Below are 23500 nucleotides of genomic sequence, written 5' to 3'. Positions count from 1 at the left end.
ACGCGGTGGCCAGGACCAGCCCTGCCGTGTTTTGCCTGAAGCAGTATCGATAAGGCGGGGGGCAGAGAGCCTTTCACTCTCTGCCCCCGTCCCAGGCCCCGCTCTATTGCAGGCTTTTCACATATGAGTGGATGGCCTCCACCTGCTCGTCGGTGGCTGTCTCGCCGCCAAAGCCCGACTCTGCAAAACGGGGCATCACCGGGGCCAGGGCACGGCCCCCCGGAGCCTGACCTTGCAGCACCGCTGCGGCAAATTCAGCGGGCGTCCAGGCGGCGGTCACGCCCAGCGCCGGGCCGATACCGCCCACCGCATTCGCACCGTGGCAGCCGACGCAGTTGCTGGCGTACAGCGACTGGCCGTTCACCGGGGCGCTGGCGACTGCCGCCGTCATCTCACCCGCACCTGCCCCACCCGACATGCCCATTCCAGTGTTGAAGGAGGTGAAGGCGATCACCCCGGCCAGCACCACGAACACTACAGCGGCGGTAATCTCGCGGCCTGAAAATCCACGCTCGTGTCCAATTTCATCGCTCATCAGTACAGCCTCCAGCCAGGAACGAGTTCGGCGTTGGCGAACAGGCGGGCAATCACCGGGCCGTACATCAGCAGCACCAGCAGCAGCGCCACGCCCCACAGCGCCAGCAGCGGTTCGGTGAAACGCACCAGGGCACTCGCTCCAGCCAGATTCTGTCCGGCGGGGCTGATGACCTCGCTGTAGGGAATCGGGGAGCTGACCTCACCGTCGTCCACACGCTTGGAGAGCAGCATGCGAAACAGCACGTAGAAATACATCACGGCGCTGACCAGCAGGATCACGCCGCTGATGGCCGTCAGCATCTGCGGAATCTGGATGGGCATGTCGCGGTACACGCTCTGGGCGGTGGCGCTGATCAGCGCGCGGCGCGGCACGCCGACCAGACCCTCCCAGTGCATCCCCAGCGCAAAGACCATCATGCCGATAAACCATGTCCAGACCGCCGCTGAGGCCAGACGAACACTGGGCATCCGCTTGCCGGTCAGGTGCGGAATCAGCCACAGCGAGATGCCCATGAAGGTCAGGGTGGTGGCCGTACCCACGGTGATGTGGAAGTGGCCGGGAATCCAGGCGGTGTTGTGGATGACGGGCGCAAACGTGGAACTGGCGTTGACGATGCCCCCTGCCCCGCCCAGGATGAACGAGACCATCGCCAGCACCGGGGCGCTGAAGGTGGGTTTGCCCCACGGCAGCTTCAGCATCCAGCCGAACAATCCGCGCCCACCCCGCGCCCGCGCCGCGTCTTCCAGCGAGGCCGCCACGCTGAAGGCAGTCAGCAGGCTGGGAATGGCGATCAGGAAGGTCAGGAACATGTGCATGGTCTTCCAGGTGGCCGAGATGTTGGGGTCCGCATACTGGTGGTGCAGCCCGACAGGCGTGGAGTTCAGCAGGAACATCACGAAGGTCAGTCGGACCAGCGGCTCCGAGACGATACGCCCCCCGGCGTGGTTGGGCAGGAAGGCATACCACGCGATGTAGGCGGGCAGCACCCAGAAATAGACGATGGCGTGCCCGGTCCACCAGAACAGCGTCTTGGAGATCAGTGGGTCCACCCCGGCCACCCAGCCCAGCGACCAGGGAATCAGCAGGAACACGACTTCAATGACCAGACCCAGCGAGGCCACCGCCCACATCATCCAGGTGGCAACAGACATGAAGGCCACCAGCGGGGTCACGCGGCCCGGATTGGCCCGTTTCCAGCGCATCCACATCTGCACGACCTGCCCCACCACCAGCAGGCTGGACCCCACCATGACTGCCGCGCCGATGTAGAACACCGGGCTGCCTTCCATCGGCGGGTAAAAGGTGTACAGCAGCGTGGCGTCGTTCATCAGCAGCGGCACGGCGGCGGTCAGCAGCCCCACCGTCATCAGGATGTACGTGAACCACGCGAACTTCATGTTGATCCGCATGCCCAGATCGCGCGCGGGCAGGTACAGCAGGAAGCCGCTGATGAAAAATTGCGTGAACACCAGCGCATTCAGGACGCCGTGCAGGCTCAGGCCCTGGTAATACGATTTGAGCAGTCCCTTGATGATGGGCATGTCATAGACGTTGATGCCGCCGTAGTTCAGTGCCTGGAGCGGCCCGATCAGCACGCCGATAAACAGGGCCAGAAACGCGGTGACGATGTAATACTGCGTGACTTTCTTGAGGCTCGCCAGATACGCCGCGTCCGAGATGACGGGCGTTTCGCGCGCGGCGTGAGGCGAAAGGATGGGTGAGGTCGTCACAGGTTGAGACTCCTTTAAATGGCACAGAGGATGGGCTTTCCAGCGGTTTGACGATTAGGACCTTTAGACGGTTTGACCCAGCGCCCTACGGCTCCTGAACCTCGACCTTCACGCCGTTGATCATGTTGTGGTGCCCGGTCCCGCAGTACTCGTTGCAGATCACGTTGAGGGTGCCGGGGCGGCGAAACGTGGTGGTGAAGCTGGACACCTGCCCTGGAATGGCGGTGGTGTTGATGTTGGTGCCCTCGATGAAATAGCCGTGCAGCACGTCCGCCGAGGTGACATGGATGGTGATGGGTTTGCCGACAGGCACTTTCAGCACGGCAGGCTCGAACTGGAAGGCTTTTGCCACCACGAAGGCTTCATACGTGCCGTCGGCGTTCTGGCGCAGGCCGGGGGTAGCAAACGGTGTGGCCGCAAAGTTTTTGGGGTTCAGCCGCCCATTCTTAACGCCCGTGATGTGGTGGCCGCCCTCTCCGGTCAAGGACGGATAGGTGCCACTGAAGAAGCTGGCCAGCACGGTCACGAACAGAAAAAGCGCCATGACGGTGGCGATACCGAACCAGATGTTCTCGTACTTTTCCAGCGTGTGGTGGTCCAGACGCTGATTCACCGGACGTGGGCCGGCTGGACGCGGAGCCGACACCTAGGCCCGCCCCTGCTGAATGCCCAGCACCAGCATCCACAGCCAGATGATCGACAGGACCACCACCGCCACCACGACCAGCGTGCCGATGGGGGCCGGGCCGCGCGTTTCCGGCTCCTGCGCGGGCAGGGCTTCTTCACGGACCTGGATCTTCACGACTTCGGGAGCCTGCTGCGTTGTGGGCCGCCGCGTCATGGTCTGGCCTCCGTGCCGTTCTGGGTCTGTGCCGGGCGGGCGTAGTCGCGCAGCACGTCGCTGACGGTCAGCAGGCCCACCACGGTCCCCGCGTCGTCGATCACGGGCAGCGCCCCGACGCGGTGGTGCAGCAGCGTGTGGGCGGCGTCGCGGGCGTCGGCATCGGGCGTGGTGGTCAGCACGCTGCGGCGCATCACGTCCTGCACGCTCACGGCGGCCAGACGGGTGGTGGCCTCCCACGGCGAGAGGCTGCTGACCTTGCTGGGCAGGGCCTCGCGCAGATCGCGGTCGGTGACGATGCCCACCAGCCGGGACCCGTCCACCACGGGAAGGCGGCGAATCCCGCGCGATTTCATCAGGTGCGCCGCGTCGGGCAGGGACAGCGAGGGCGGCGCGACGACGACTGGGGCGCTCATTAACTCATGGACCAGCATGTTGTTCCTCCATGCCCGCAAGAGTGAAGGAGCAGCATTACGGAGGCATTACGGCGCGGCCAGGACAGCAAACGTGAGAACGCAAAATCCGCATAAGCTCAGGACTTCGCCTCCTGGAGAGCGCCTCGCCGTGCTTTACTTCCCCCATGCAAATCGTGGATTCGCTGGAGCGCCCCGCCCTCTCGCTGACCTTCGCCGGGACGGGCGCGGACTGGCCCGAACGCCTGACCCGTGGCCTGGAAGCGGGCGAGGTCCGGCTGATCTCGCGCGGCGAAAATGGGGATACGGCCCTGGCCATTGCCCCCGCAGACGCGCAGGACGCCCGCGAACTGGGTGCAGCCCTGGCAAAACTGGCGCGTGAATTGAAGGCAGAGACGGTGAAGGTGGCTGCGACGGATCACGCCGCCGCGCTGGCCGCCGCAACGCTGGCCGCAGGCTGGCAGGACCGCCGGTACAAGGGTGGGGAAAATCAGCAAGAAGAGGTTCAGCTTCAGGTAGAGGGGCTGGAGGCCGCTGCCCTGGCACGTATCCAGGGCATGGCGGTAGGAGTGACCTTCGCCCGCGAACTGGTCAGCGCCCCGGCCAACCACCTGAACCCGGCAACGATGGCGCGTGAGGCACAGAAGCTTTCCGGGCATGGCGTCGAGGTGGAAGTCTGGGATGGCCCCACCATCGAGGCGCGGGGTATGGGCCTGCTGGCGGCGGTGGCGGCGGGCAGCGTGACGGGGCCACGGCTCATTCGCCTGACCCTGCCCGCGAAGGGCGAGGCCACCCGGATCATCGCGCTGGTGGGCAAGGGCATCACCTTCGATACGGGCGGGTACAGCCTCAAGTCGGGCGCGGGCATGTACGGCATGAAAAACGACATGGGCGGCGCAGGCGCAGTGCTGGGGGCCATGCGTGCCCTGGCCGAATTGCGCGCCAGCATCCCGGACGGCACCGAGGTCCGCGCCTACGTGGCCGCCGCCGAAAACATGGTTGGCCCCCACGCCATGCGCCCCGGCGACGTGTACCGCGCCGCCAACGGCAAAACGGTGGAAGTGACCAACACCGACGCCGAGGGCCGTCTGGTCCTGGCCGACGCCCTGGCCGTGGCCTGCGACGAGGGCGCAACCGAACTTGTCGATCTGGCCACCCTGACTGGCGTGAAAGTGGCGGCGCTGGGCAACGACATGGCTGCGCTGTTCAGCTCTGACCGTGCGTTGGCAGCGCGTTTGCAAGCAGGTGCAGAGGCCGCCGGGGAACTGCTGTGGGAGTTGCCGCTGCACCAGCCGTACCTGAAGTCTTACCGCAAAAACACCATCGCGGATCTGAAGAACAGCGACATGGTCCCCGCCGGGGGCAGCATCAAGGCCGCGCTGTTTTTGCAACAGTTCGTGACCCGTCCGTGGGCACATCTGGACATCGCCGGAAACGCCGCGAAGGAAGACGTGGCCACGGGCTGGGGCGTGGCCACGCTGGTGGAATACGTGCTGGCGGGCAAGGATTGACGGCTGTACCGCCGCTCACGCCAGCGCTGATCGAGCGCCTGGAGGCGGCAATTCGCCAGAAGGGCTGGGACGCACTGCGCCGGGCCTCCGATCTGGCCGGGAATCCCTATGGCATCACCCTGTTCGGGCGAGACGGGTTGTGGGCCTCGATGGTGCGCGCCCTGCCGGAGTTGCCCTGGTACAACACAGTCTCCAGGCTGACCGAGGACCGACTGACTGAGCTGAACGAGGTGCTGTCCGTATATCAGTCTGAACGGATTGCCCCTCGCCTCAGTGTCTGGGCGACGCACCTGACGCCGACTCTGGGGGCCGCGCTGTTTGACCGGGGATTCATACCCATCGGCGTGGGCGTGACGCTCTACGCAGCGGCAGAGGCTCCCCCGGCCCGGACCTTTGCAGGCATCCAGATCCGCGAACTGTCGCCGGACGAGGACACGGCGGCTTTCAATGCTATGCTGCTGGCAGGCTATGGATTCACGGACCCGGCACAGCAGGCTCTGGCGGTTCTCGAAAACGAGGAGCTAGACGTACGCCGTTACCTGGCCCTCGTGGACGGACAGCCCGCCGCCGTCGCCAGCCTGTGCGTGCGAGATGATGTGGCTTACCTTACTGGGGCCGCCACCCTGCCCCAGTTTCGTGGGCGGGGCGCTCAGGCCGCACTAATCCACCGTCGCCTGAGCGCCATAGCGGCAGACTGCGAACTCGCCACCGTCACGACGGCTTTTGCTTCAGGCAGTCAGCGCAATCTGGAGCGGCACGGTTTCCGGGTGGCCCAGCTCAAGACCTTCTGGAGCGAGCGCAAGAGCTTGCCGTAATTCGGGCCGACACATCATACGGATTCCGTCTGTTTCGTTAACAAACCGGGAAAGCGCCGGTCCGTTAACTCCACGCCCGGAACCCGTCCTTCTCCTCCTCGCGTCCGCTCGGATTTCCATCGTTTTTCAAACGATTCAATCGGAGTCCGTATCACATCGCCGAATCCAGCTTGCCCCGCAGCAGCAGTTGCATGCGCTGGCCCAGGCGTTTGTAGGCCGGGGGCGAGTGGCGTTTGCCGAAGTCGCGGGCGGCTTCCTCGCTGCCCACGTCATGGCCGTACTTCTGGGTCAGAAAGTACCTGTGGTCCATGGTCCATAGGTACAGGTCCGCCTCGGTGCGGCCCGGAAAACGGAACATGACGTGGTGCAGGTCCAGGTTGTCCACGATCCGCAGGTACAGTCGTTCATACCAACTGACCACCGCTTCCTCCCAGGTCACGGGCGGCAGTCCGGCGCGCTCCGGCTTGCGGTCCAGAAAATACTGGCGGGTGCGGATGTGTTCCAGCAGCTTGTCGTAGCGCCCCGGCGTGGTGAACAGAATCTCGCGGTGGCCCGGCACCAGCACGTCCAGACCCGTGGCCCGCAGAAACTGCGCGTACTCTCCCTTGATGATCAAGTCCGTCAGGGTGTCGCTTTCCTCCGGCGGCACGGTCACGTTCAGCTCAATCACATGCGCGTCAATGTACGCCTGCCCCTGACGGCGGGCCACCGAAACGCGGTGATTACCATCCTTGACGAAGTACAACTCTCCCACCTTGTACACCTGAATGGGCGGCAGTTCCTTGCCCTGAAGCTGCGCGCTGCGGACGCCGATCCAGCGCTCGTCCAGATGCTTTTCCTTGGGCAGATAATGGCGGTCAAATTCGCGGTACCGGTCCACCGAGCCGATGATGTGGGCCACCTCGATGGCCTGCACCCCCAGGCTGTGTTCGCCTTGCGGGGCCAGATGCTTGACCCACTCGAAGGGCAGCAGCTCGTTGGGCTGGCCGCGCAAAATGGCGACCAGATCGCGGACATCGCTCATCAATCGGGCGCGTTCCACCTCACCGCGCGCCGTGCTGCGGGTCGTGGACGTGGCCTGCGGTGAACTGGATTCTGGGGGAAACATAGGGCTGGCACTCTCCTGGCGCAGTGAAGCGCAAGTGGCCGGGGCCTTGAACCGAAGGGGAATAGAGGAACCCCGAAACGTATCCCCAGGATACCGCAGCCGGTGTGAGAGCGATACAGGCAGAATCGGAGGCACCCATCAGGGGATGCTTCCGGGTACCGCCTCCAGACGGATTCCCCGGTGACGCGCTAGAATAGGCGCATGACTGTTCTCCTTCCGCCGCCCTAGCGAGAGTCGAGGACACCCAGTTTGACCTCCCCTTCTCAGAACGAGCGGCGCTGTTTGACAAGCCCCCGCAGGAGCCACCCATGACCACCACCGAACCCAACCCGACGGAGACCCAGGCTGCCGCACCACAGCCCACCGAGGTCCATAATGCCGCGCTGGACGCCGAAATTGCCCGCCGCCGCACCTTTGCCATTATCTCTCACCCCGATGCAGGGAAAACCACCATTACCGAGAAGCTGCTCCTTTACGGCGGCGCGATTCTGGAAGCGGGGTCCGTGACCGCCAAGGAAGGCCGCGCGCACACCAAGTCCGACTGGATGAGCATCGAGCAGCAGCGCGGGATTTCCATTTCCAGCTCGGCGCTGACCTTTGAATACGAGGGGCGGCACATCAACCTGCTGGACACCCCCGGTCACCAGGATTTCAGTGAGGACACCTACCGCACCCTGACCGCCGCCGACAGCGCCCTGATGGTGCTGGACGCGGCGCGCGGCGTGCAGATCCAGACCGAGAAACTGTTCGCGGTGTGCCGCAACCGCCACACGCCGATCCTGACCTTCGTGAACAAGATGGACCGTCCGGCGCTGGACCCTTTTGACCTGCTTCAGCAACTGGAAAACGTCCTCCAGATCACGGCGGTTCCGCTGACGTGGCCTATCGGGGACGGCCCGGATTTCAAGGGCGTGTATGACCTCCAGACCGGGCAGGTGCTGGCCTTTGAGCGCACGTCCGGCGGCAAACACCGCGCCCCGATGCAGACGGCGGGCCTGGACGATCCGCGCCTGATCGGGCTGGTGGGCGCTGATCTGGCCGCCAAACTCAAGGAAGACGTGGAGCTGATTGAGGCGGCCATGCCCGAATTTGACGCGGCGGCCTTTCTGTCGGGCGAGCTGACCCCGGTGTTCTTCGGCAGCGCCATGAACAACTTTGGCGTGGAACATTTCCTGAGCAATTTCGTGGAACTTGCGCCCCCGCCCGGCCCCACCGAGACGACGCTGGGCGAGCGTGACCCCGAAGCGCCGTTTGCCGGATTCATCTTCAAGTTGCAGGCCAACATGAGCAAGCACCACCGGGACCGTACGGCCTTCATGCGCGTGATGAGCGGTCATTTCGTGCGCGGCATGGACGTGACCCACACCCGCAGCGGGCGCAAGCTGCGGCTTTCTCAGGCGCACACGCTGTTTGCCCAGGACCGCGAGAAGGTGGAGGAAGCGTTTCCCGGCGACATCGTGGGACTGGTTAACCCCGGCGTCTTTCAGATCGGGGATGTGATCAGCCTGGACGCCAAGGTGGCGCTGCCCAGCTTCCCGCGCTTCACGCCCGAAACGTTTGCCACGCTGGCGCTCAAGGACGTGGGCAAGCGCAAGGCGTTCATGAAGGGCCTGACCCAACTGGCCGAGGAAGGCGTGGTTCAGACCTTCTTTCCCACCGACGGCGCGCGTGATCCGTATCTGGGCGCGGTGGGTCCGCTGCAATTTGAGGTCTTTCAGGCCCGTTTGCAGGAGGAGTACGGCGTGGATGTGGAAATGAACATCACCGGCTATCAACTGGTGCGCTGGCTGGCCGGGGACGCCAGCAGCGTGGCGCGTTTCGCCCGCCATGTGGAGGACGATCAGGGCCGCCCGGTGATGCTGTTCCGCAGCAAATACGATCTGGAATACACCGCCGAACAGCACCCGGAAATTGAATTCCTGCCGCTGCCGAAGGATCTGACGCGGGTTTAGGTTGGGCCAGGTATTAACTCAGGGTCATCGGCTGTAGTCATAGATATATCCGATGTTCTGGAATCCGGCGGAAGCGTAGAGTCGGCACGCACCCACGTTCGATTCCGGCGTGCGAATGATGATTCGTTCGGCCCCGCGTTCGGCCAGCCGCCGATTGACCTCCTGAACGACCATGCGGCCCAGGCCCTGCCCCCGGTGATCAGGATGCGTGCCGACAGGTTCCATGACACCGGTGCGGGTCTTGGGATCAATCCAGCCCAGCGCGTAGGCAACGAGTTGCCCATCTGAACCCACCAGCGCCACGTCCAGTTCTAAATCGTAGGCGGGCGAGGCACGCAGATGTTCGTAAGCCGACGCCGTGACCTGCGAAGGATGCCACACGGCCCGGTGCAGCTTTACCCGTGCGGTTTTGAGTTGGGAACTATCTGAAATGGCAGTGAACGAGAAGCCCACTGGCAGTTTAGGAAGCTCTGGGAGGCCCTGCTGAGCGGACCGGTACTCGAATTGCACTGTCCGTTTATCGGTGCGGATGAAGCTGTGACGCTTCAGGGCAGCAATCAGAGATGCGTCGCCTTCAAATGTCCAGACCGTCAGCTCTGGGTCCCCAGCCCTTGCGCGTGAATGGGTCAACATGTCGTCTAGCAGGGCGTCAGAACTTCCGGGCGACGCCTGAATTACCGCCCAGGTGGGTGGATCGCTGAAGACGAAACCCAACACCCGGCCCACGCTGTCCTCAAAAATCTCAACACAATCCGGCGGATTCAGAACCTCATTTTGCCCCAGCCACCAGCCCAGGTCGCCCGGCTGGATATATCCGGCAGTGGGAGCCGCCGCGTTGCAGTCACTCAGAAAGGCCAGCAGCGCCAGGAAATCCTTTTCGTCACGGTACGGGCGGTGGGTCCATTCCATCGCTCAAGTTTGAGGGCTGACACGCCAACTGTCATCCGCCACTTGCCCTACTCCGGCCCGTACTTTCCCTCTTCCGGCAGCGCGCTTCCGTCATGCACGGCCTGGGCAAGCCGCGCCGCCTGCGGAAAGTCCACCGCCGCGAACCAGCCTTCCTCCAGCCCCTCCTGCGTCTGACGGTAGACGCACAGGCTGGGGCCATAGCTGCACGAACCCAGGCAACCGCTCTCGCTCAGGCGAATGCTGCCGCCCGTCTTGTAATAGGCCAGCGAGGCACTTTCCAGATGCTTCCACAGCGCCTTGTACAACAGCACCGAGCCACGTACCTGACAGTTCGGCCCCTGGCAGACCAGGATGTGACCGGAAGTTTTGAAATACTTTGGAGCCATAGTGTTTACCTCTCTCGGTTTAATCCTCCGGGATGACCAGCAGGCGGTCTGCATCCCGTACCACTCTTGCGCGGACGCCGTACGCGGCCAGCAGGTTCCCCGGCGTCAGCACGGTTTCGGGCGGTCCTGCCGCCAGCACTTCCCCCTGATGCAGCAGCAGCAGCCAGTCGGCCCGCGCCGCCAGATTCAGGTCATGCAGCACGGCCACCACGCCCAGACCGCCCGCCACCTCGCAGCGCAGGTAACGGATCACTTCCAGGGCGTAAGCGAGGTCCAGGTGGTTGGTGGGTTCATCCAGCAGCAGGAAACGCGGCTCTCCGGCCAGAGCGCGGGCCAGGGCCACCCGCTGCCGCTCTCCGCCGGAGAGTTCGGCCACCTTGCGGGCTTCAAAACGGCGGGTGTCGGTGCGGTCCAGGGCGCTGTCCACCGCCGCTTCGTCAGTATCGGTCCAGGGGCGGGTGGGCAGCAGGCCAAAGCGCCACTCGCCTGCGCCGCGCCCCAGCGCCACCACGTCACGGACCTTCGTGGAATCGGGCAATCCTTCCGTCTGGGCCAGATACGCCAGCGCCCGCGAGCGTTCGGGGCGGCTCCACTTTTGCAGCGGACGCCCGAACAGGCAGACCTCGCCAGATTGGGGTTTATTCAGACCCAGCAGTGCCCGCAACAGCGTGGATTTGCCCGCGCCGTTGGGACCGATGACCGCCGAGAAAGTGCTAGTATCAAAACGGGCATTCACGCCACGCACGGCGGGAAAGGTTCCGGCGTGGACGTGGAGGTTGTGTGCTTGGAGGGTGTTGGACAACCCAGCTAACTTGCTTGAGACTGGTGCCTGCTCGGTGGCCCCCTCACCCCCTTGCTTCGCAAGGCCCCTCTCCCATAAGGGTAGAGGGGACAAAAATTCTGGACCCCTCATATCTCCTTCTCCCGGCGCAGTAGCCACAGGAAAAACGGGCCGCCCAGCAGCGTGGTCACAATGCCCACCTGCGACAGCGGCGAGGTACGGGCCAGCAAGTCGGCATAGACCAGCAGCGCGCCACCCAGCAAAGCCGAAAGCGGCAGCAGAATGCGGTGGCTTGCGCCGAAAGCGAGGCGGACCATGTGTGGAACGATCAGTCCAATAAAACCGATGATGCCTACATAGGCCACCGCCCCTGCCGTGGCGACACTAGCGGCAATCACCACGATCAGGCGCAACCGTTCCACCGGCACGCCCAGCGAACGGGCGGTCAGGTCACCCAGTTGCAGGGTATCCAGCGCGCGGGCCAGCAGCAGCAGCACGCCGCAGCCCAGCGCCGCGTAAGGCAGCACGGTCAGCACGTCGCGCCAGCCGCTGAAGCCCAGATCGCCCAGGGTATAGGCCAGCACCTGCCGGGCGCGGTCCTCGCCGCGCAGGATCAGGGCTGTTGTCGCCGCACTCAGGACACTGCCCACCACCACCCCGGCCAGAATCAGACGGGTGGGGGGAAAGCGGCGGCCCTCGCGTGCCAGCGACAGGGTGACGGCCACGGACAGCAGCGCCACCACCAGCGCCGACACCGGAATCAGGGCGCGCGGCCAGTCCAGCACAATCGCCAGCGTCGCCCCCAGCGCCGAGCCGCTCGCCACACCCAGCAGGTATGGATCGGCCAGCGGGTTGCGGAAGACACCCTGAAACGCGCCCCCGCACACCGACAGGCTGGCCCCCACCAGCACGCCCATGACCACGCGCGGCAGGCGAATCTGCCACACGATCACATCGTTGCTGATCAGCTCCGCCCCAGTGAACTGACTGGCAAGCCCGCGCCACAGCGCCCCCAGCACCTCGCCCGGCGCAATGTTCACGCTGCCCAGCCCGGTGCCGAACACGATGGCTGACAGCAGCAGGAGCAGCAGCAGAAAGGTACGAGGCCAGACCCAGCGCGATTTCGCCACCGGGGCGGCGGGGGTCAGAGCCTCAGACTGCTGCACGTCGCTTCTCATACGAACTCCGATTGAATCGTTTGCAAAAACGATGAAATCCGAGCGGACGCGAGAAGGAGAAGAGCGGGTTCCGGGCGTGGAGTTGGCAAACTGGCGCTTTCCCGGTTTGTTAACGAAACAGACGGAATCCGTGTCACCTCAAAGCCTTACTTGAACAGTTCCGGATGGATGATCTTCGCCATCTGTGCCAGCGCCTGTGGCATGCGGGGGCCAGGGCGCGAGAAAATGGTGTCCAGCCCTTTAGGCAGCGCCAGAGCCTTGCCGGATTTGATGGCCGTCATGCTGCTCCAGCCGGGGCGGGCGGCGGCGGTTTTGGCGTCCACACCCAGGATGAACTGCGGGTTGGCCTTGACGATAAATTCCGGGTCCACCTTGGGAAAATCGCCCATGCTAGCGGGAATGATGTTGCGTGCGCCCGCTTTGGTCAGCAGCACGCCCATGAATGAGTTGGGGCCGATGCTGTACGGCGTGGGGTCCACCTCGTAGTAGGCGGTGGGCTTTTTGACCGCGTTCTTGGTCAGGATTTCAACTTTGGCGATGTCGCGCCGCATCTGCGTCACCAGATTCTTGGCCTGCGCCTCGCGGTTGACGATCTTGCCCAGCACCAGCGTTTTGGAGAAGACTTCTTCGTAAGTTTCGGGGTTCACGGCGATCACGGTGATTCCGGCCTGGGCCAGCGATTCCACGATCTTGCCGTACTTGCTGACCAGCACCAGATCGGGCCGCTGCCCCACGATGCTTTCAATCTTGGGATCGTACAGGCCGCCCATTTTCGGCAGTCTGGTCACCTGCTGCGGGTAGTCGCTGTAGTCGTCCACGCCCACCAGCTTGTCGCAGGCCCCGATGGCGCACAGCGTCTCGGAGTCGCTGGGCAACATGCTCACGATGCGTTGCGGCTCGGCCTTGAGGGTCACCTTGCGCCCCAGATCGTCGGTCAGGGTTAGCGGGTAAGTGGTGGCTCCAGCCAGGCTGGCGAGGGCAAGAGAAAGGGTCAGAATTGATTTCATGGTGGCTCCTTGACCGCCCCTAAGCACAGAAAAACCGCCCCGAAAATTGGGGCGGAAAGTAGAATCGTCCGCTGCGCTGGACCAGAAACAAAGGGGGCCACGCACGGGCGTTCCCTCCTTTCCGCGAGAGGTCAGCCGCACGCCTTCAGCTTGAAGGCATGGACAGGGCAGGTGTTCGGACTTTCCACCTCTTAAAGTGAATTACCGTTGCGCGACAGTGCCGGAATGTGCCCACTAAGCAGAGCAGTCACCGGCTTTCCCCACGCCCGTCGGCGGCAGTATAGGGCAGTCGGAAGAGGGGAATTGAGACACACCGGCGGCCCGGCACCCTTACCATGTCCAACATGTTCCGCCGCCGCCCGCCGCTCCCCCCCTTTCCCCCTGGTGGTCTGCTGGTGGGCGGCGCGGCGCGTGACTGGCTACGCGGCGTGGCCCCGAAGGATTACGACTGGGCGGTACCGGACCCGGCGCAGGCGGCGCGGGCGATGGCCGACACGCTGGGCGGCTCGGCCTTCCCGCTGGATGAGGAACGCGGGTACTGGCGGCTGCATCTGGACGGCGAAGCGCACCACGACTTCGTGCCGCTGCCCACCGACGTGAATGACGATCTGCTGCGGCGGGATTTCACCGTGAATGCGCTGGCAGTAACAGAGGCCAAAAAGGTCTTAGACCCGGCAGGTGGACAGGCCGATCTGAAGGCGCAACGGCTGCGAATGGTCAGTGCAGCCAACATGCGGGCCGATCCATTGCGGGCGTGGCGGGCGGCGCGACTGGAGCTGACGCTGGGTTTTAAGCTGGAGCCTGAGACTGAGGCGGTGGTACGGGAGGTGGCAACGGAGCTGACGAACGGCACGCTGAAGATACCCGCTGCCGAACGCATCCGCGACGAGTTGCACGCCCTGTTGCTGCACCCGGACGCCGCGCATGGCTTAAAACGCCTCGAAGACCTGGGACTGCTGGCCCTGACCCTCCCCGAATTGCGCGAGGGCATGGGGTTGACGCAGGGCGGCTTTCACCATCTGGACGTGTTCGAGCATGGGCTGGAGGCACTGCACCAGCTTCTGGCCCGCCTGCCGGACGCGCCGCTGCCTCTGCGCTGGGCCGCCCTGCTGCATGACGTGGGCAAACCCCGCTCCCACACAGTTAATCCTGAAACAGGACGCACCCATTTCTACGGTCACGACAAGCTGGGCGCGGCACTGACCACGCAGATGCTGACCCGCCTCAAGCTGCCCGCAGGCGACATCAAGCACATTGCAGGGTTGGTGGAGGCCCACATGGTCCCGCTGCCCGCCGGGGAAAAGGAGGCGCGGCGTTTCGTCCACCGCCGCCGCGATCTGCTGCCAGACCTGCTGTGGGTGATGCTGGCAGACCGCGAAGCTGCGCGTGGGCCGAGCAGTTCCGAGGCCAGCCGTCATGCCTACGCCATGGCGATGGGCCGGGTGCTGGAGGCGCTGGAAGTGCAACCTGCGCCTCCCAGGCCGCTGTTGACAGGCGCGGACGTGATGGCACTGCTGGGCATTCCACCCGGCCCCCGCATTGGCGAGGTGCTGCGGACGCTAAACGAGGCTGTGGCACTGGGCGAGGTTATGGATGAGGCCGAGGCGCGGGCGTTTGTGATCGGCACGACCAGTAAGGTCAGTGAGTAAGGAATAGAATCGCGGCATGACTTCCGTCACCGCCAAGATCACGAGCAAGGGACAGGTCACGTTGCCGCGTGAGATTCGGGAACGGCTGGGCGTGGGCAGCGGCGACAGGGTGCGCTTTGAACTGGAAAACGGCGTGGTGGTCCTGTATCCCCAGCTCAACACGCCCAGCTTCACGGAAATGATCGGCACTGCGCCGCTTGCAGCAGGTCAGACCGCCCGGAGCTTCGTGGAGGACATGCGACATGACGCCGCAGACCGCACCACTCTGGACGCTGGCCCGCCGCATCCCAACATCACGGTGTTGGAGAGCTTGCCGGAATCACATTGAGTACTGCTCTGGATACTAATATTCTTCTGGCCTTATGGAATAGCGAACCCGCCGCGCCCCAACTGGGGGCAGCGCTTGACCACTTAAAAACACAGGGGCGCGTGCTGATCTGCGGCGCAGTCTATGCCGAACTGTGTGGTTTGCGCCCTGATCTGGACGCCGTGCTGGAAACGTTCGGAATCCGCGTTGACCCGGAGATGTCCCTGATGGCCTGGAACCGGGCTGGTGTGGCCCACTCCGCTCATAGCAAACGCAGACAGGCAAGTGGCGGCGGCCTGCCCCGGCGCATCCTGACTGATTTTCTCGTGGGCGCACACGCCAGTATTGGCGGCCACTCGCTGCTCACCCTCAACACGGCTGACTTCGGCGACTTCCCGGAAGTGCCGCTCCTGACCGTGCTTTGAGCGGCTCTGGAGTTGAATGCCCCGACGCCTGACCTGTCCTCGTACTGAATGACCTTTGTCAGTCCTACTCCGCTATGCTGGCGCGCAGATGACCGCCGTGCTGACCGCCCCCGACACCGCCCATCCCACCACGCCCGAATGGGTCAAGGACGCCGTGTTCTACCAGATCTTCCCGGACCGCTTCGCCCGCAGCGGACGGGTGAACGGGCTGAATTTGCAGACCTGGGGCGACAAACCGGAGTTTAACCGCTATATGGGCGGTGACCTGTGGGGCGTCCTGGAGAAACTGGACTATATTCAGAGCCTGGGCGTGAACGCCATCTACTTCTGCCCGGTGTTCCAGTCGGCCAGCAACCACCGATATCACACCCACGACTACTTTCAGGTGGACCCCATGCTGGGCGGCAATGCGGCCTTACGCGCCCTGATCGACGAGGCCCACGGGCGCGGCATGCGGGTGGTGCTGGACGGCGTGTTCAACCACAGCAGCCGGGGCTTTTTTCAGTTCAACGACTTGTTAGAACAGGGCCAGGACAGCGCTTATCGCGACTGGTTTCATCCCGAAGGCTGGCCGCTGCACGCCTACAACGATGAAAAACCCGCCGGGTACGCGGCGTGGTGGGGCAACCGCGCGCTGCCCAAGTTCAACACCGACAATCCCGCCGTGCGCGACTTTCTGTGGGAGGTGGCCGAGTACTGGACCCAGTTCGGCATTGACGGCTGGCGGCTGGACGTGCCCAACGAGATCGACGACGACTCCTTCTGGCAGGAGTTCCGCCGCCGCGTCAAGGCGGTCAACCCGGAGGCTTACATCGTGGGTGAGATCTGGGGCGACGCCCACCGTTGGCTGCGCGGCGATCAGTTCGACGCCGTGATGAACTACCACTTCACCCGCCCCTGTCTGGCCTTTTTCGGCGCACGCACGCTGGACCACCCCATGAACGAGCGCAGCGGCACAGGCCGCGTGGATGCTATGGACGCTCCCGCCTTCGCCCACCGCATGACCGAAGTGGCCCGCATGTACCATCCCGAGATCGTCAGCGCCCAGCTCAACCTGCTGGACTCGCACGACACGGCCCGTTTTATTACGGCGGTGGGCGGCGACGCCACGGCCTACCGCCTCGCCACCATCTTCCAGATGACCTACCCCGGTGCGCCGTGCATCTATTATGGCGACGAAATTGGCCTGCATGGCGGCCCCGATCCCGACTGCCGCCGGGCCTTTCCCTGGAACGATTCAGAGTGGGACACCCAGACGCTGGAGCTGACGCGCAGGCTGACGGCGGCCCGCCACGCCAGCCGCCCGCTGCAACGCGGGGATTTTGAGGTTCTACACGCCGAGGGGGAATCGCTTCTGTACGCCCGCTGCCATGAGGGACGCTGCGCGTATGTGGCCCTGAATTGCGCCCACGAATCTGTCCTACTGCCCATGACTGGCGTGGAGGCCGGGACGTACCGCGATGTGCTGAGTGGACGCACTTATGAACTGGCAGACGGCGCGGAGCTGGAAGTGGGCGCGCGGGGCGCTGTGGTGCTGGTGTGGGAGAGCTGAAAAGGCGCGGGGAGGTTGGTTTCCCCGCGCTCGGTTTCGCCTTTCTCAAGTAGCAGACTCTAGTTGAATTCTGCCTTCTCCGGCTCTGGCAGGCGGTAAGCAATCAATGCGCTGGGAATCAGCAGGCTGATGCTGACCAGCGCTGCCGTGGTAGGCGTGGTGGCGTCGGCCAGCATCCCCACCAGAAAGATCAGCAGGCCCGCGAAGCCCCACGAAAAGCCCATCATGATGCTGCTGGCCACCGCCACATGCTCCGGGGCGTACTCCTGCGCGGTGACCACGCCCACCGGAATGCTGGCATTGACCGCTGCCCCCACCATGAAGGTCAGCGGATAAAACCACCATTGACTGGGATTGGACAGGATCAGCACCGCAAAAAACGGAATGGTGGTCAGGATGGCGGCGCGCAGAATCGGGGTGCGCCCGTAGCGGTCACTCAGCCGCCCGCCCACGATGCCGCCGATGGCGCTGGCAATAGCGTAGATCGCCAGGGTCACGCCCACCTCGCGCAGCCCGAACCCGCGCGCGTACAGCATGAAGGGCAGCATGGTGTTGTAGCCCATGCTGGCCAGCGAGCGCAGCACCGCCATGCCCCACAGCCACTGCATCGGGCCTCTGAAGATCTGGACGTACTCGCGCACTTTGATCTTGCGGGCCTTCTGCGTCCCCGGAGGCGTGACCGCAAACGTGATGGCCGCGAACACCACGCCGATCAGCGCAAACCACGGCAGGTTGGTCAGTCCTACCCCGGCAAAGACCGGCCCCAGCGCCATGCCCGCCGTGCCGCCCGCGCTGAAGATGCTGGCCCACAACCCGCGCTTATTGGGCGGGCTGTTCTGCGCCACGTAGGCCGCCCCCGCCGGGTGAAAGAAACCGCTGCCGAAGCCCGCCACCGCCACCAGCAGGATCAACGCGCCGAACCACGGCACGAAGCCCATCAGGGTCAGGCCCAGCCCGGTCATCAGCGGCCCCAGCGCGGCAGAGTAGCGGCGGTCCAGCCGCTCGCCCAGAATGCCCAGCAGGGGCTGCATCACGCTGCTGGTCAGGCTGTAGACGCTGGACAGCAACGTGACGGCGGCGATGCTCACGCCGTACTTGCTTTGCAGCGCGGGCATCAGCGGCGTGAGCATCGCGCCGTAGGCATCGTTGATGAAGTGGCCCGCAGTGACAGCCAGGGCAATGGCCGTGCCGTGCTGGATCACCGGAGTCGGGGTGCTGACACGGACCTGCATGGGACGCAGATTACCCTGCGCCGTGCTGAACTGGGCGCAGGCCGTCCGGGCAGACGGATCAGTCCCCTGGCCGTTCACGGTGCGGCTAGCCCCTATCCCCAGCGTGCCCCCGGCAGGACTCCAACTGAACAGCAACAGTCACTCTGAACAGAGTGCTTCCAAGACCAGAAAAAACCGCTAGGCTAGAGGCATGGCCCGACCACTTCTCGCTGTGATCACACGGGCATTGCCCAGCGAGACCCTGTTCGAGGACCGCCTGAGCGATCTGAGCCTGCGTGACCGCGCCGCCGTGCTGGACCACCTCGATCTGCTCGTGCCGGACTTCGATGTGGTGATCGCCCTGCCAGATGCCGAAAAGATGGCGCGTGGGCTGGCCCGGATGCGTGGCACACCCGTCGTCGTGGCCCAGCCCGACGGGACCGCGTTGCCCGAGACGGAACACGAACACCCCAGTGCGGAAAGTGCGGAACTGCCAGATGAGGAAGTGAACCACTGGTCCCTGCCCACACCGGACCCCCTGCCCGAAGACATTAGGACCGCTGTGATCCTGACCCGGCAGCTTCAGGACGGCCTGCCTGAACTGCTCGTCGCGCTGCTGGCCGCCAAGCGCGGCTGGACCGTGCGCGCGGTGGCCGCCGTGGTGGAGCGCACCAATTTCCGGGGGCGCACGCGCCTGGAATTGCAGGGCATGGCGGTCCACTCCGCCTTGCAGATCGCCGATACGCCCAGAGGGCTGGAACTGGAGAGGCGTTTTCCCAATCCCGAATAGCCAGGGCTGAGCCTATCTTCACTTCGGGTCAGGCCGGGTCAGGGCGTAGTGCGCCAGCGCCCGCTCCTCTGCCGGAATGCGGAGGAGGAGCAGCAGCGCAGCGTTCAGCAGCGTAAAGGCCAGAGCGGTGCGCCACGCCCCCACGGCGAGCGGCGCGGCGGCCAGTTCCAGCGCCACCACCGCGTAATTGGGGTGCTTCAGCAAGCGGAATGGACCGCCCGTGACGCGCTCTCCACCCGGCACGATCAGAATTCGGGTGTTCCAGTACCTTCCCAGCGTGCGAATGACCCAGTACCGCAGCGGCTGGGCCAGCAGAAAGAGCGCCAGCGCAGGCCAGTTCACCCGCTGACCGGACGCGCGGCCCTCTAAAAAGGTAGACAGCATCCAAGCCGGGTGCAGCACGAAAAACAGAGGGTAGTGTTCCCGTCCGTATTCCACAGCGCCGTGTTCGCGTGCCCAGCGCTCGTTGGCGCGGGCCAGCCGCAGCTCCAGCAGGCGCTGAACGCTGAGAAAGGCGAGGAGGACTGGGGCGAGGGAACTGGCGTTCACGCGTTCATGGCCCGCTCAGCAACTCATCCGCCGCTGCCTCGGCGTCCAGTTCACCGCGCGCCACGCGGGCGTACAGGTCACCGCCAGCGTTGCGGGCGCGGCGCAGCAGGCGCTCTTGCACCAGCGAGCGGACCTCGAATTCGGCGCGCAGGCGGCGGCGGTCCTGCAAACCCGCGTCTCCCAGATGGGCGCGGTGCTTGAGAACGGCCTCGACGACACTCTCGATACCCTCGCCTGCCGAGGCGATGGTCTTGCGGACTGGGGCCAGCCAGGTGTGTTCGTCGTGCCAGCCCAGCGCCTGCGCCGAGGTCAACTCGCGCACCGTACGGGACGAGCCGGGCAGGTCCGATTTGTTCACAGCGATCACGTCCGCGATTTCCATGATTCCGGCCTTGAACGCCTGCACGCCGTCGCCTCCCGCAGGGGTGACCACCAGCAGCGTGTGGTCACAGGCGGCGGCCACATCCACCTCGGACTGACCCACGCCCACGGTTTCCAGGATGATCCAGTCGAAGCCTCCACCCTCCAGCAGGGCCAGCACCGCCATCGTGCGGGCCGACAGACCGCCCAGCGCACCCCGGCTGGCCAGCGAACGCACGAACACCCCGGAATCGGCGTGATGGCGCAACATGCGGATGCGGTCCCCCAGAATCGCGCCGCCGGAATACGGACTGCTGGGGTCCACCGCCAGTACCGCCACCCGTTTGCCCTGCGCCCTCAACACAGAAATGAGCGCGTCGGTCAGCGTACTTTTGCCGCTGCCGGGGCTGCCCGTGATGCCCACCACCACCGAGCGGATTCCGCCCGAACGCGCGATCTTGAGCAGGGGCCGGGCGGCGGGGAGTCCGGCCTCGGCCAGCGTGACGGCGCGGGCCAGCGCGCGCAGATCGCCCGATTGGTAGCGGGCGGCGAGGTCCGTGGCCGGAACGGTCATTGCGTCTGCCCCAGCACGTCATCGGCCTCCGTCGCCTCGATCAGGTCTTCCAGATGCGCGTCGTCGTTGAAGCCCAGCAGGGTGCCGCTGTTCTCGCCCAGCAGGACGCGGGTGATGCTGGTGTTGGTGACGCTCAGGCGTGCCCAAGCGTTGGCCGGGACGCCGCCCAGGGCCAGACCGACAGCCACGCGGACCACGCCGCCGTGCGTGAAAACCAGCACGCGCCCCCCGGGATGCCGGGCGCGCAGGGTCTCGAACGCCGCCCCGCTGCGGGCGTACAGGTCTTCCATGCTCTCGCCGCCGGGCCGACGGGTGGCCCAGGGATCGGCCTTCAGGGCTTCCAGATACTCGGGGTACTGCTCCCGGATATCCGCGATCACCAGACCGGACAGCTCTCCCACGTCAATCTCGCGCAGGCCAGGGTCACGCTGGACCGGGGGCGGCCCATCCAGGCGCTCGGCCACCGCTTCCGCCGTCTGGGCCGCTCGCCGCAGATCACTGGTGTAGACGGCATCGAAGTGCTGTCCGGTCATCCGTTCCGAGAGACTGGCGGCCTGCAAGATGCCAATGTGACTGAGAGGTACGTCTGCCTGCCCCTGGTAGCGGCCCTCGGTATTCCAGGTGCTCTCGCCGTGACGAACCACCCAGAATTCGGTGGCGCTGCGGCGGTCCGGCGGCGTGAACCCAAAGGGGGCCAGCCTGCCCTTGTGGCTGCGGGGTCTGGTGGAAGATGTCAAGTCTTCTTACCGTCGAAGGCCACGCCGTCGCCCGCCACCATCTGCCCGATCACCCAGGGCTGCTCGCCAGCGCCGCGCAGGGCAGACAGGGCTGCCTCCGACTCGGCGGAGGGCACGATGAACAGGAAGCCCACGCCCATGTTCAGGGCGCGGAAGGCTTCGGAACGCTGTACCTGCGCCCGCTCCACGATCAACTCAAACAGCGGCGGCACAGCCCACGAGGAAGTGTCGATGCTCATGCCGACGCCCGGCGGAAAGACACGCGGCGGGTTGTCCACCAGACCGCCACCCGTGATGTGGGCCATGCCGCGCACGTCCACACCCGCTTCCATGAGCGCGTCGTGGGCCGATACATACGCGCGGTGCGGCACGGGCAGCAGATCGGCCAGCGTCTGCCCGTCCAGATCGGCGCGGTTCTCGTGCCAGTCCAGCCCGTCCAGAGCCAGCCGAGCCAGCGAGAAACCGTTGGTATGCAGGCCGACACTGGGCAGGGCGATGACGGTGTCGCCTGCGGTGATGCGTGAGCCGTCCACCAGCGCCCCCCGGTCCACCACCCCGACAATCGTGCCCACGATATCCAGTTCGCCGTCCACGTAGACGCCGGGCATCTCGGCGGTCTCGCCACCCAGCAGGGCCACGCCCAGCGCCTCACAAGCCTGCGCCGCGCCGGTCACGACAGCGGCCACGGTTTCGGGGGCCAGCTTGCCCATCGCCACGTAATCGAGGAAAAACAGCGGGCGCGCGCCTTGCACCAGAATGTCGTTGACACAGTGGTTGACGATGTCCGCGCCCAGACCGCCGGGCTGCCCCAGCCGCACGGCCACCTTGGTCTTGGTGCCCACGCCATCGGTAGAGGCCACCAGGACCGGGTCTTTTAAGCCTGCGAACGCCGAGGCGCTGAACAGGCCCCCGAAGCCGCCGATGCCGCCCAGCACGGCGGGGGTGTGGGTGCGGGCTACAGCGTCTTTCATCAGGGCCACGGCGCGCTGTCCGGCGTCGATGCTGACGCCTGCGCGTTCGTAGGCGGACGCGGCGGGCACGTCCTTATCGGTCTGAGTCATGGTCCTCCTGCCCCGCCTCATGGACGGGCATGGGACGCAGTTTACCCGAGCCGGGGCTTTAGATTCCGGGGGGATTCAGGCTCTGGGACAGTTCACGTTCTGGGCTGGGCGTCCTGAACCGGGTCCACCTCTGTCTGTCCCTTGGCCTGACCCTCCACACGGCTCGCCCGCCGCGCCAGCAACCAGCGCGCAAGCGCCACGCCGCCCACCACCAGCGACATGATCGCCAGCCCCCAGAACAGCCGCCGGGCCGACTCGCTGAGCCACACCACCAGCAACGTGACCGGCAGCACGCCCACAGCGGTGGCCAGCATAAATGGACGAAACCCCATACGGGCCGCCCCCGCCACCAGACTCAGAACCTCGGCGGGCAGGACCGGCATCAGGCGCACCAGCAGCACGCCCTGAGCGCCGTGTCTGTTCATGAAGGTATGCGCCTGCGTCCTGGCCCGTTCCCCAGCCAGCGCGCGGATTATGGGTTCGCCCAGCACCCGCCCCAGACCGTAGCCCGCCGCCGCCCCCAGCAGCGCCCCAGCAAGCACGATAAAAAAGCCCGCGACAAAACCGTAGGCCCGCACTGTCACCGCCGTCAGCACCAGCGAGGGCAGCACCGGAATCACTGCCTGGATCACGTAGGCCACCAGCAGGGCGACGGGTCCAGCCCAGCCCAGCGTGTCCACAAAACGGTGGGTGACTTCCGGGTCCGTGGAGGTCAGTGCCGCGTAGCCGCGTCCCATGAAGACGCGCACCTCCGGAATCAGCAGCGTGCCCAGCAGCAGCAGCAGCAGCCCGGCCATCAGGATCAGACGCAGGTGGCGCGGCGGGCGGCGGGCGGCGGTCATCCGGTCCAGTGTAGGCCCAGTGGACCGGGAGGTGCGCCCGACTATTGGATGACGCTGCGTAGTGAGGGGTTAAAGCCCACCCATCGTTCTGGTCTTCCTTTCTCCAAGCCGGAGCGTGCTTAAAAACGAGTCCCCTCTTGAGGTGGAGGAAGCGGGAGTCGGCGAGTGGCCCAACAACCCGTAACCAATCTTGAAGATATTCAAACCGTCAACACCAAGCCCAACACCCCCGCCAAAACGGCAACCGAAGGCCGTCGGGCGCGGAGCGCACGGG

25 protein-coding genes and 1 riboswitch are annotated in these 23500 nt (G+C 65.1%); of the genes, 8 read left to right on the top strand and 17 right to left on the bottom strand.

Features of this window, described 5'->3' with window-relative positions; translation table 11 throughout:
- Nucleotides 1-103: 103 nt before the first annotated feature.
- The 5 genes from DAAJ005_RS06875 to DAAJ005_RS06855 form a co-directional block, all read right to left on the bottom strand.
- Nucleotides 104-535, bottom strand: coding sequence for a cytochrome c (locus DAAJ005_RS06875; RefSeq protein WP_226342614.1), 432 nt, complete (start codon nt 533-535; stop codon nt 104-106).
- Nucleotides 535-2268, bottom strand: coding sequence for a b(o/a)3-type cytochrome-c oxidase subunit 1 (locus DAAJ005_RS06870; protein WP_226342613.1), 1734 nt, complete (start codon nt 2266-2268; stop codon nt 535-537). The genes DAAJ005_RS06875 and DAAJ005_RS06870 overlap by 1 nt, the downstream gene beginning before the upstream one ends.
- Nucleotides 2269-2353: 85 nt before the next feature.
- Nucleotides 2354-2881: a cytochrome c oxidase subunit II gene (locus DAAJ005_RS06865; protein ID WP_226342612.1), complete on the bottom strand. Its 528-nt coding sequence runs from the start codon at nt 2879-2881 to the stop codon at nt 2354-2356.
- Nucleotides 2882-2914: 33 nt separating this feature from the next.
- On the bottom strand, nt 2915-3109 hold the full coding sequence (locus DAAJ005_RS06860) for a hypothetical protein (RefSeq protein ID WP_151846463.1): 195 nt from the start codon (nt 3107-3109) through the stop codon (nt 2915-2917).
- Complete coding sequence (locus tag DAAJ005_RS06855; RefSeq protein WP_226342611.1) at nt 3106-3543, bottom strand: CBS domain-containing protein; 438 nt, start codon at nt 3541-3543, stop codon at nt 3106-3108. Before DAAJ005_RS06855 ends, DAAJ005_RS06860 begins: the two co-directional genes overlap by 4 nt.
- Nucleotides 3544-3689: 146 nt before the next feature.
- On the opposite strand from DAAJ005_RS06855, the gene DAAJ005_RS06850 reads away from it, so the two are divergent.
- Together DAAJ005_RS06850 and DAAJ005_RS06845 are read left to right on the top strand one after the other, a co-directional pair.
- On the top strand, nt 3690-5033 hold the full coding sequence (locus tag DAAJ005_RS06850) for a leucyl aminopeptidase family protein (RefSeq protein ID WP_151846462.1): 1344 nt from the start codon (nt 3690-3692) through the stop codon (nt 5031-5033).
- The gene (locus DAAJ005_RS06845) at nt 5030-5848 is read left to right on the top strand and encodes a GNAT family N-acetyltransferase (RefSeq protein ID WP_151846461.1); all 819 of its coding nucleotides are present in this window, start codon (nt 5030-5032) and stop codon (nt 5846-5848) included. Before DAAJ005_RS06850 ends, DAAJ005_RS06845 begins: the two co-directional genes overlap by 4 nt.
- 151 nt (nt 5849-5999) lie before the next feature.
- On the opposite strand, the gene DAAJ005_RS06840 is transcribed toward DAAJ005_RS06845, so the two are convergent.
- A complete protein-coding gene (locus DAAJ005_RS06840; protein WP_151846460.1) occupies nt 6000-6956 on the bottom strand; it encodes a transcriptional regulator in 957 nt (318 codons plus the stop codon).
- A gap of 308 nt (nt 6957-7264) precedes the next feature.
- On the opposite strand from DAAJ005_RS06840, the gene DAAJ005_RS06835 reads away from it, so the two are divergent.
- A complete protein-coding gene (locus DAAJ005_RS06835; RefSeq protein WP_226342610.1) occupies nt 7265-8908 on the top strand; it encodes a peptide chain release factor 3 in 1644 nt (547 codons plus the stop codon).
- Nucleotides 8909-8932: 24 nt separating this feature from the next.
- On the opposite strand, the gene DAAJ005_RS06830 is transcribed toward DAAJ005_RS06835, so the two are convergent.
- The 5 genes from DAAJ005_RS06830 to DAAJ005_RS06810 form a co-directional block, all read right to left on the bottom strand.
- On the bottom strand, nt 8933-9817 hold the full coding sequence (locus tag DAAJ005_RS06830; RefSeq protein WP_151846459.1) for a GNAT family N-acetyltransferase: 885 nt from the start codon (nt 9815-9817) through the stop codon (nt 8933-8935).
- Nucleotides 9818-9864: 47 nt separating this feature from the next.
- Nucleotides 9865-10203 (bottom strand): (2Fe-2S) ferredoxin domain-containing protein, encoded by a 339-nt coding sequence (locus tag DAAJ005_RS06825; RefSeq protein ID WP_151846458.1) that lies wholly within the window; start codon nt 10201-10203, stop codon nt 9865-9867.
- Nucleotides 10204-10222: 19 nt separating this feature from the next.
- The gene (locus DAAJ005_RS06820) at nt 10223-10948 is read right to left on the bottom strand and encodes an ABC transporter ATP-binding protein (RefSeq protein ID WP_226342683.1); all 726 of its coding nucleotides are present in this window, start codon (nt 10946-10948) and stop codon (nt 10223-10225) included.
- Nucleotides 10949-11112: 164 nt separating this feature from the next.
- A complete protein-coding gene (locus DAAJ005_RS06815) occupies nt 11113-12162 on the bottom strand; it encodes an iron ABC transporter permease (RefSeq protein WP_151846456.1) in 1050 nt (349 codons plus the stop codon).
- A gap of 146 nt (nt 12163-12308) precedes the next feature.
- Nucleotides 12309-13169 carry an ABC transporter substrate-binding protein gene (locus DAAJ005_RS06810; protein ID WP_151846455.1) on the bottom strand — a complete coding sequence of 287 codons (861 nt, stop codon included), beginning with the start codon at nt 13167-13169 and terminating at the stop codon, nt 12309-12311.
- Between the two features lie 148 nt (nt 13170-13317).
- A riboswitch (cobalamin riboswitch) is annotated at nt 13318-13477 on the bottom strand.
- 36 nt (nt 13478-13513) lie between these two features.
- On the opposite strand from DAAJ005_RS06810, the gene DAAJ005_RS06805 reads away from it, so the two are divergent.
- The 4 genes from DAAJ005_RS06805 to DAAJ005_RS06790 all read left to right on the top strand — a co-directional run bounded on the left by DAAJ005_RS06805 (nt 13514) and on the right by DAAJ005_RS06790 (nt 17102).
- Nucleotides 13514-14818 carry a CCA tRNA nucleotidyltransferase gene (locus tag DAAJ005_RS06805; RefSeq protein ID WP_151846454.1) on the top strand — a complete coding sequence of 435 codons (1305 nt, stop codon included), beginning with the start codon at nt 13514-13516 and terminating at the stop codon, nt 14816-14818.
- Nucleotides 14819-14834: 16 nt separating this feature from the next.
- Nucleotides 14835-15146: an AbrB/MazE/SpoVT family DNA-binding domain-containing protein gene (locus DAAJ005_RS06800; protein WP_151846453.1), complete on the top strand. Its 312-nt coding sequence runs from the start codon at nt 14835-14837 to the stop codon at nt 15144-15146.
- The gene (locus DAAJ005_RS06795) at nt 15143-15550 is read left to right on the top strand and encodes a type II toxin-antitoxin system VapC family toxin (RefSeq protein ID WP_151846452.1); all 408 of its coding nucleotides are present in this window, start codon (nt 15143-15145) and stop codon (nt 15548-15550) included. Before DAAJ005_RS06800 ends, DAAJ005_RS06795 begins: the two co-directional genes overlap by 4 nt.
- 88 nt (nt 15551-15638) lie before the next feature.
- On the top strand, nt 15639-17102 hold the full coding sequence (locus DAAJ005_RS06790; RefSeq protein WP_151846451.1) for a glycoside hydrolase family 13 protein: 1464 nt from the start codon (nt 15639-15641) through the stop codon (nt 17100-17102).
- Nucleotides 17103-17161: 59 nt separating this feature from the next.
- Here DAAJ005_RS06790 and DAAJ005_RS06785 read toward each other — a convergent pair whose 3' ends face one another.
- Entirely contained in the window at nt 17162-18334 is a 1173-nt protein-coding gene (locus tag DAAJ005_RS06785; RefSeq protein WP_151846450.1) for an MFS transporter, read from the bottom strand.
- 190 nt (nt 18335-18524) lie between these two features.
- Here DAAJ005_RS06785 and DAAJ005_RS06780 point away from each other — a divergent pair, with 190 nt between their 5' ends.
- Nucleotides 18525-19103, top strand: coding sequence for a hypothetical protein (locus DAAJ005_RS06780; RefSeq protein ID WP_151846449.1), 579 nt, complete (start codon nt 18525-18527; stop codon nt 19101-19103).
- An 18-nt stretch (nt 19104-19121) separates the two neighbouring features.
- Here the strand turns inward: DAAJ005_RS06780 and DAAJ005_RS06775 are convergent, their stop codons facing one another.
- From DAAJ005_RS06775 to DAAJ005_RS06755, 5 genes are all read right to left on the bottom strand, one after another.
- Nucleotides 19122-19652, bottom strand: a complete 531-nt coding sequence (locus DAAJ005_RS06775) for an isoprenylcysteine carboxyl methyltransferase family protein (RefSeq protein ID WP_151846448.1) — start codon at nt 19650-19652, stop codon at nt 19122-19124.
- A gap of 4 nt (nt 19653-19656) precedes the next feature.
- Nucleotides 19657-20586, bottom strand: a complete 930-nt coding sequence (gene meaB / locus DAAJ005_RS06770) for a methylmalonyl Co-A mutase-associated GTPase MeaB (RefSeq protein WP_151846447.1) — start codon at nt 20584-20586, stop codon at nt 19657-19659.
- Nucleotides 20583-21323, bottom strand: coding sequence for a histidine phosphatase family protein (locus DAAJ005_RS06765; RefSeq protein WP_151846446.1), 741 nt, complete (start codon nt 21321-21323; stop codon nt 20583-20585). Before DAAJ005_RS06765 ends, meaB begins: the two co-directional genes overlap by 4 nt.
- The gene (purM, locus tag DAAJ005_RS06760; protein WP_151846445.1) at nt 21320-22384 is read right to left on the bottom strand and encodes a phosphoribosylformylglycinamidine cyclo-ligase; all 1065 of its coding nucleotides are present in this window, start codon (nt 22382-22384) and stop codon (nt 21320-21322) included. The genes DAAJ005_RS06765 and purM overlap by 4 nt, the downstream gene beginning before the upstream one ends.
- A 92-nt stretch (nt 22385-22476) precedes the next feature.
- On the bottom strand, nt 22477-23226 hold the full coding sequence (locus DAAJ005_RS06755) for a TVP38/TMEM64 family protein (RefSeq protein ID WP_151846444.1): 750 nt from the start codon (nt 23224-23226) through the stop codon (nt 22477-22479).
- Between the last annotated feature and the right edge of the window lie 274 nt (nt 23227-23500).

This window comes from Deinococcus sp. AJ005 (genome assembly GCF_009017495.1).
Taxonomy (GTDB): Bacteria; Deinococcota; Deinococci; order Deinococcales; family Deinococcaceae; genus Deinococcus.
The sequence above is the reverse complement of the archived record's forward strand: the minus strand, read 5'-3'. Positions and strand labels throughout refer to the sequence as shown.

Excerpts from the sequence above, each read along its gene's own strand:
- DAAJ005_RS06850 (WP_151846462.1), top strand. The coding sequence starts at position 3,690 with ATGCAAATCGTGGATTCGCTGGAGCGCCCCGCCCTCTCGCTGACCTTC.
- DAAJ005_RS06835 (WP_226342610.1), top strand. The coding sequence starts at position 7,265 with ATGACCACCACCGAACCCAACCCGACGGAGACCCAGGCTGCCGCACCA.
- DAAJ005_RS06830 (WP_151846459.1), bottom strand. The coding sequence starts at position 9,817 with ATGGAATGGACCCACCGCCCGTACCGTGACGAAAAGGATTTCCTGGCG.
- DAAJ005_RS06780 (WP_151846449.1), top strand. The coding sequence starts at position 18,525 with ATGGCCCGACCACTTCTCGCTGTGATCACACGGGCATTGCCCAGCGAG.
- DAAJ005_RS06860 (WP_151846463.1), bottom strand. The coding sequence starts at position 3,109 with ATGACGCGGCGGCCCACAACGCAGCAGGCTCCCGAAGTCGTGAAGATC.
- DAAJ005_RS06805 (WP_151846454.1), top strand. The coding sequence starts at position 13,514 with ATGTTCCGCCGCCGCCCGCCGCTCCCCCCCTTTCCCCCTGGTGGTCTG.
- purM (WP_151846445.1), bottom strand. The coding sequence starts at position 22,384 with ATGACTCAGACCGATAAGGACGTGCCCGCCGCGTCCGCCTACGAACGC.
- DAAJ005_RS06855 (WP_226342611.1), bottom strand. The coding sequence starts at position 3,543 with ATGCTGGTCCATGAGTTAATGAGCGCCCCAGTCGTCGTCGCGCCGCCC.
- DAAJ005_RS06875 (WP_226342614.1), bottom strand. The coding sequence starts at position 535 with ATGAGCGATGAAATTGGACACGAGCGTGGATTTTCAGGCCGCGAGATT.
- DAAJ005_RS06815 (WP_151846456.1), bottom strand. The coding sequence starts at position 12,162 with ATGAGAAGCGACGTGCAGCAGTCTGAGGCTCTGACCCCCGCCGCCCCG.
- meaB (WP_151846447.1), bottom strand. The coding sequence starts at position 20,586 with ATGACCGTTCCGGCCACGGACCTCGCCGCCCGCTACCAATCGGGCGAT.
- DAAJ005_RS06840 (WP_151846460.1), bottom strand. The coding sequence starts at position 6,956 with ATGTTTCCCCCAGAATCCAGTTCACCGCAGGCCACGTCCACGACCCGC.
- DAAJ005_RS06800 (WP_151846453.1), top strand. The coding sequence starts at position 14,835 with ATGACTTCCGTCACCGCCAAGATCACGAGCAAGGGACAGGTCACGTTG.
- DAAJ005_RS06785 (WP_151846450.1), bottom strand. The coding sequence starts at position 18,334 with ATGCAGGTCCGTGTCAGCACCCCGACTCCGGTGATCCAGCACGGCACG.
- DAAJ005_RS06790 (WP_151846451.1), top strand. The coding sequence starts at position 15,639 with ATGACCGCCGTGCTGACCGCCCCCGACACCGCCCATCCCACCACGCCC.
- DAAJ005_RS06810 (WP_151846455.1), bottom strand. The coding sequence starts at position 13,169 with ATGAAATCAATTCTGACCCTTTCTCTTGCCCTCGCCAGCCTGGCTGGA.
- DAAJ005_RS06825 (WP_151846458.1), bottom strand. The coding sequence starts at position 10,203 with ATGGCTCCAAAGTATTTCAAAACTTCCGGTCACATCCTGGTCTGCCAG.
- DAAJ005_RS06755 (WP_151846444.1), bottom strand. The coding sequence starts at position 23,226 with ATGACCGCCGCCCGCCGCCCGCCGCGCCACCTGCGTCTGATCCTGATG.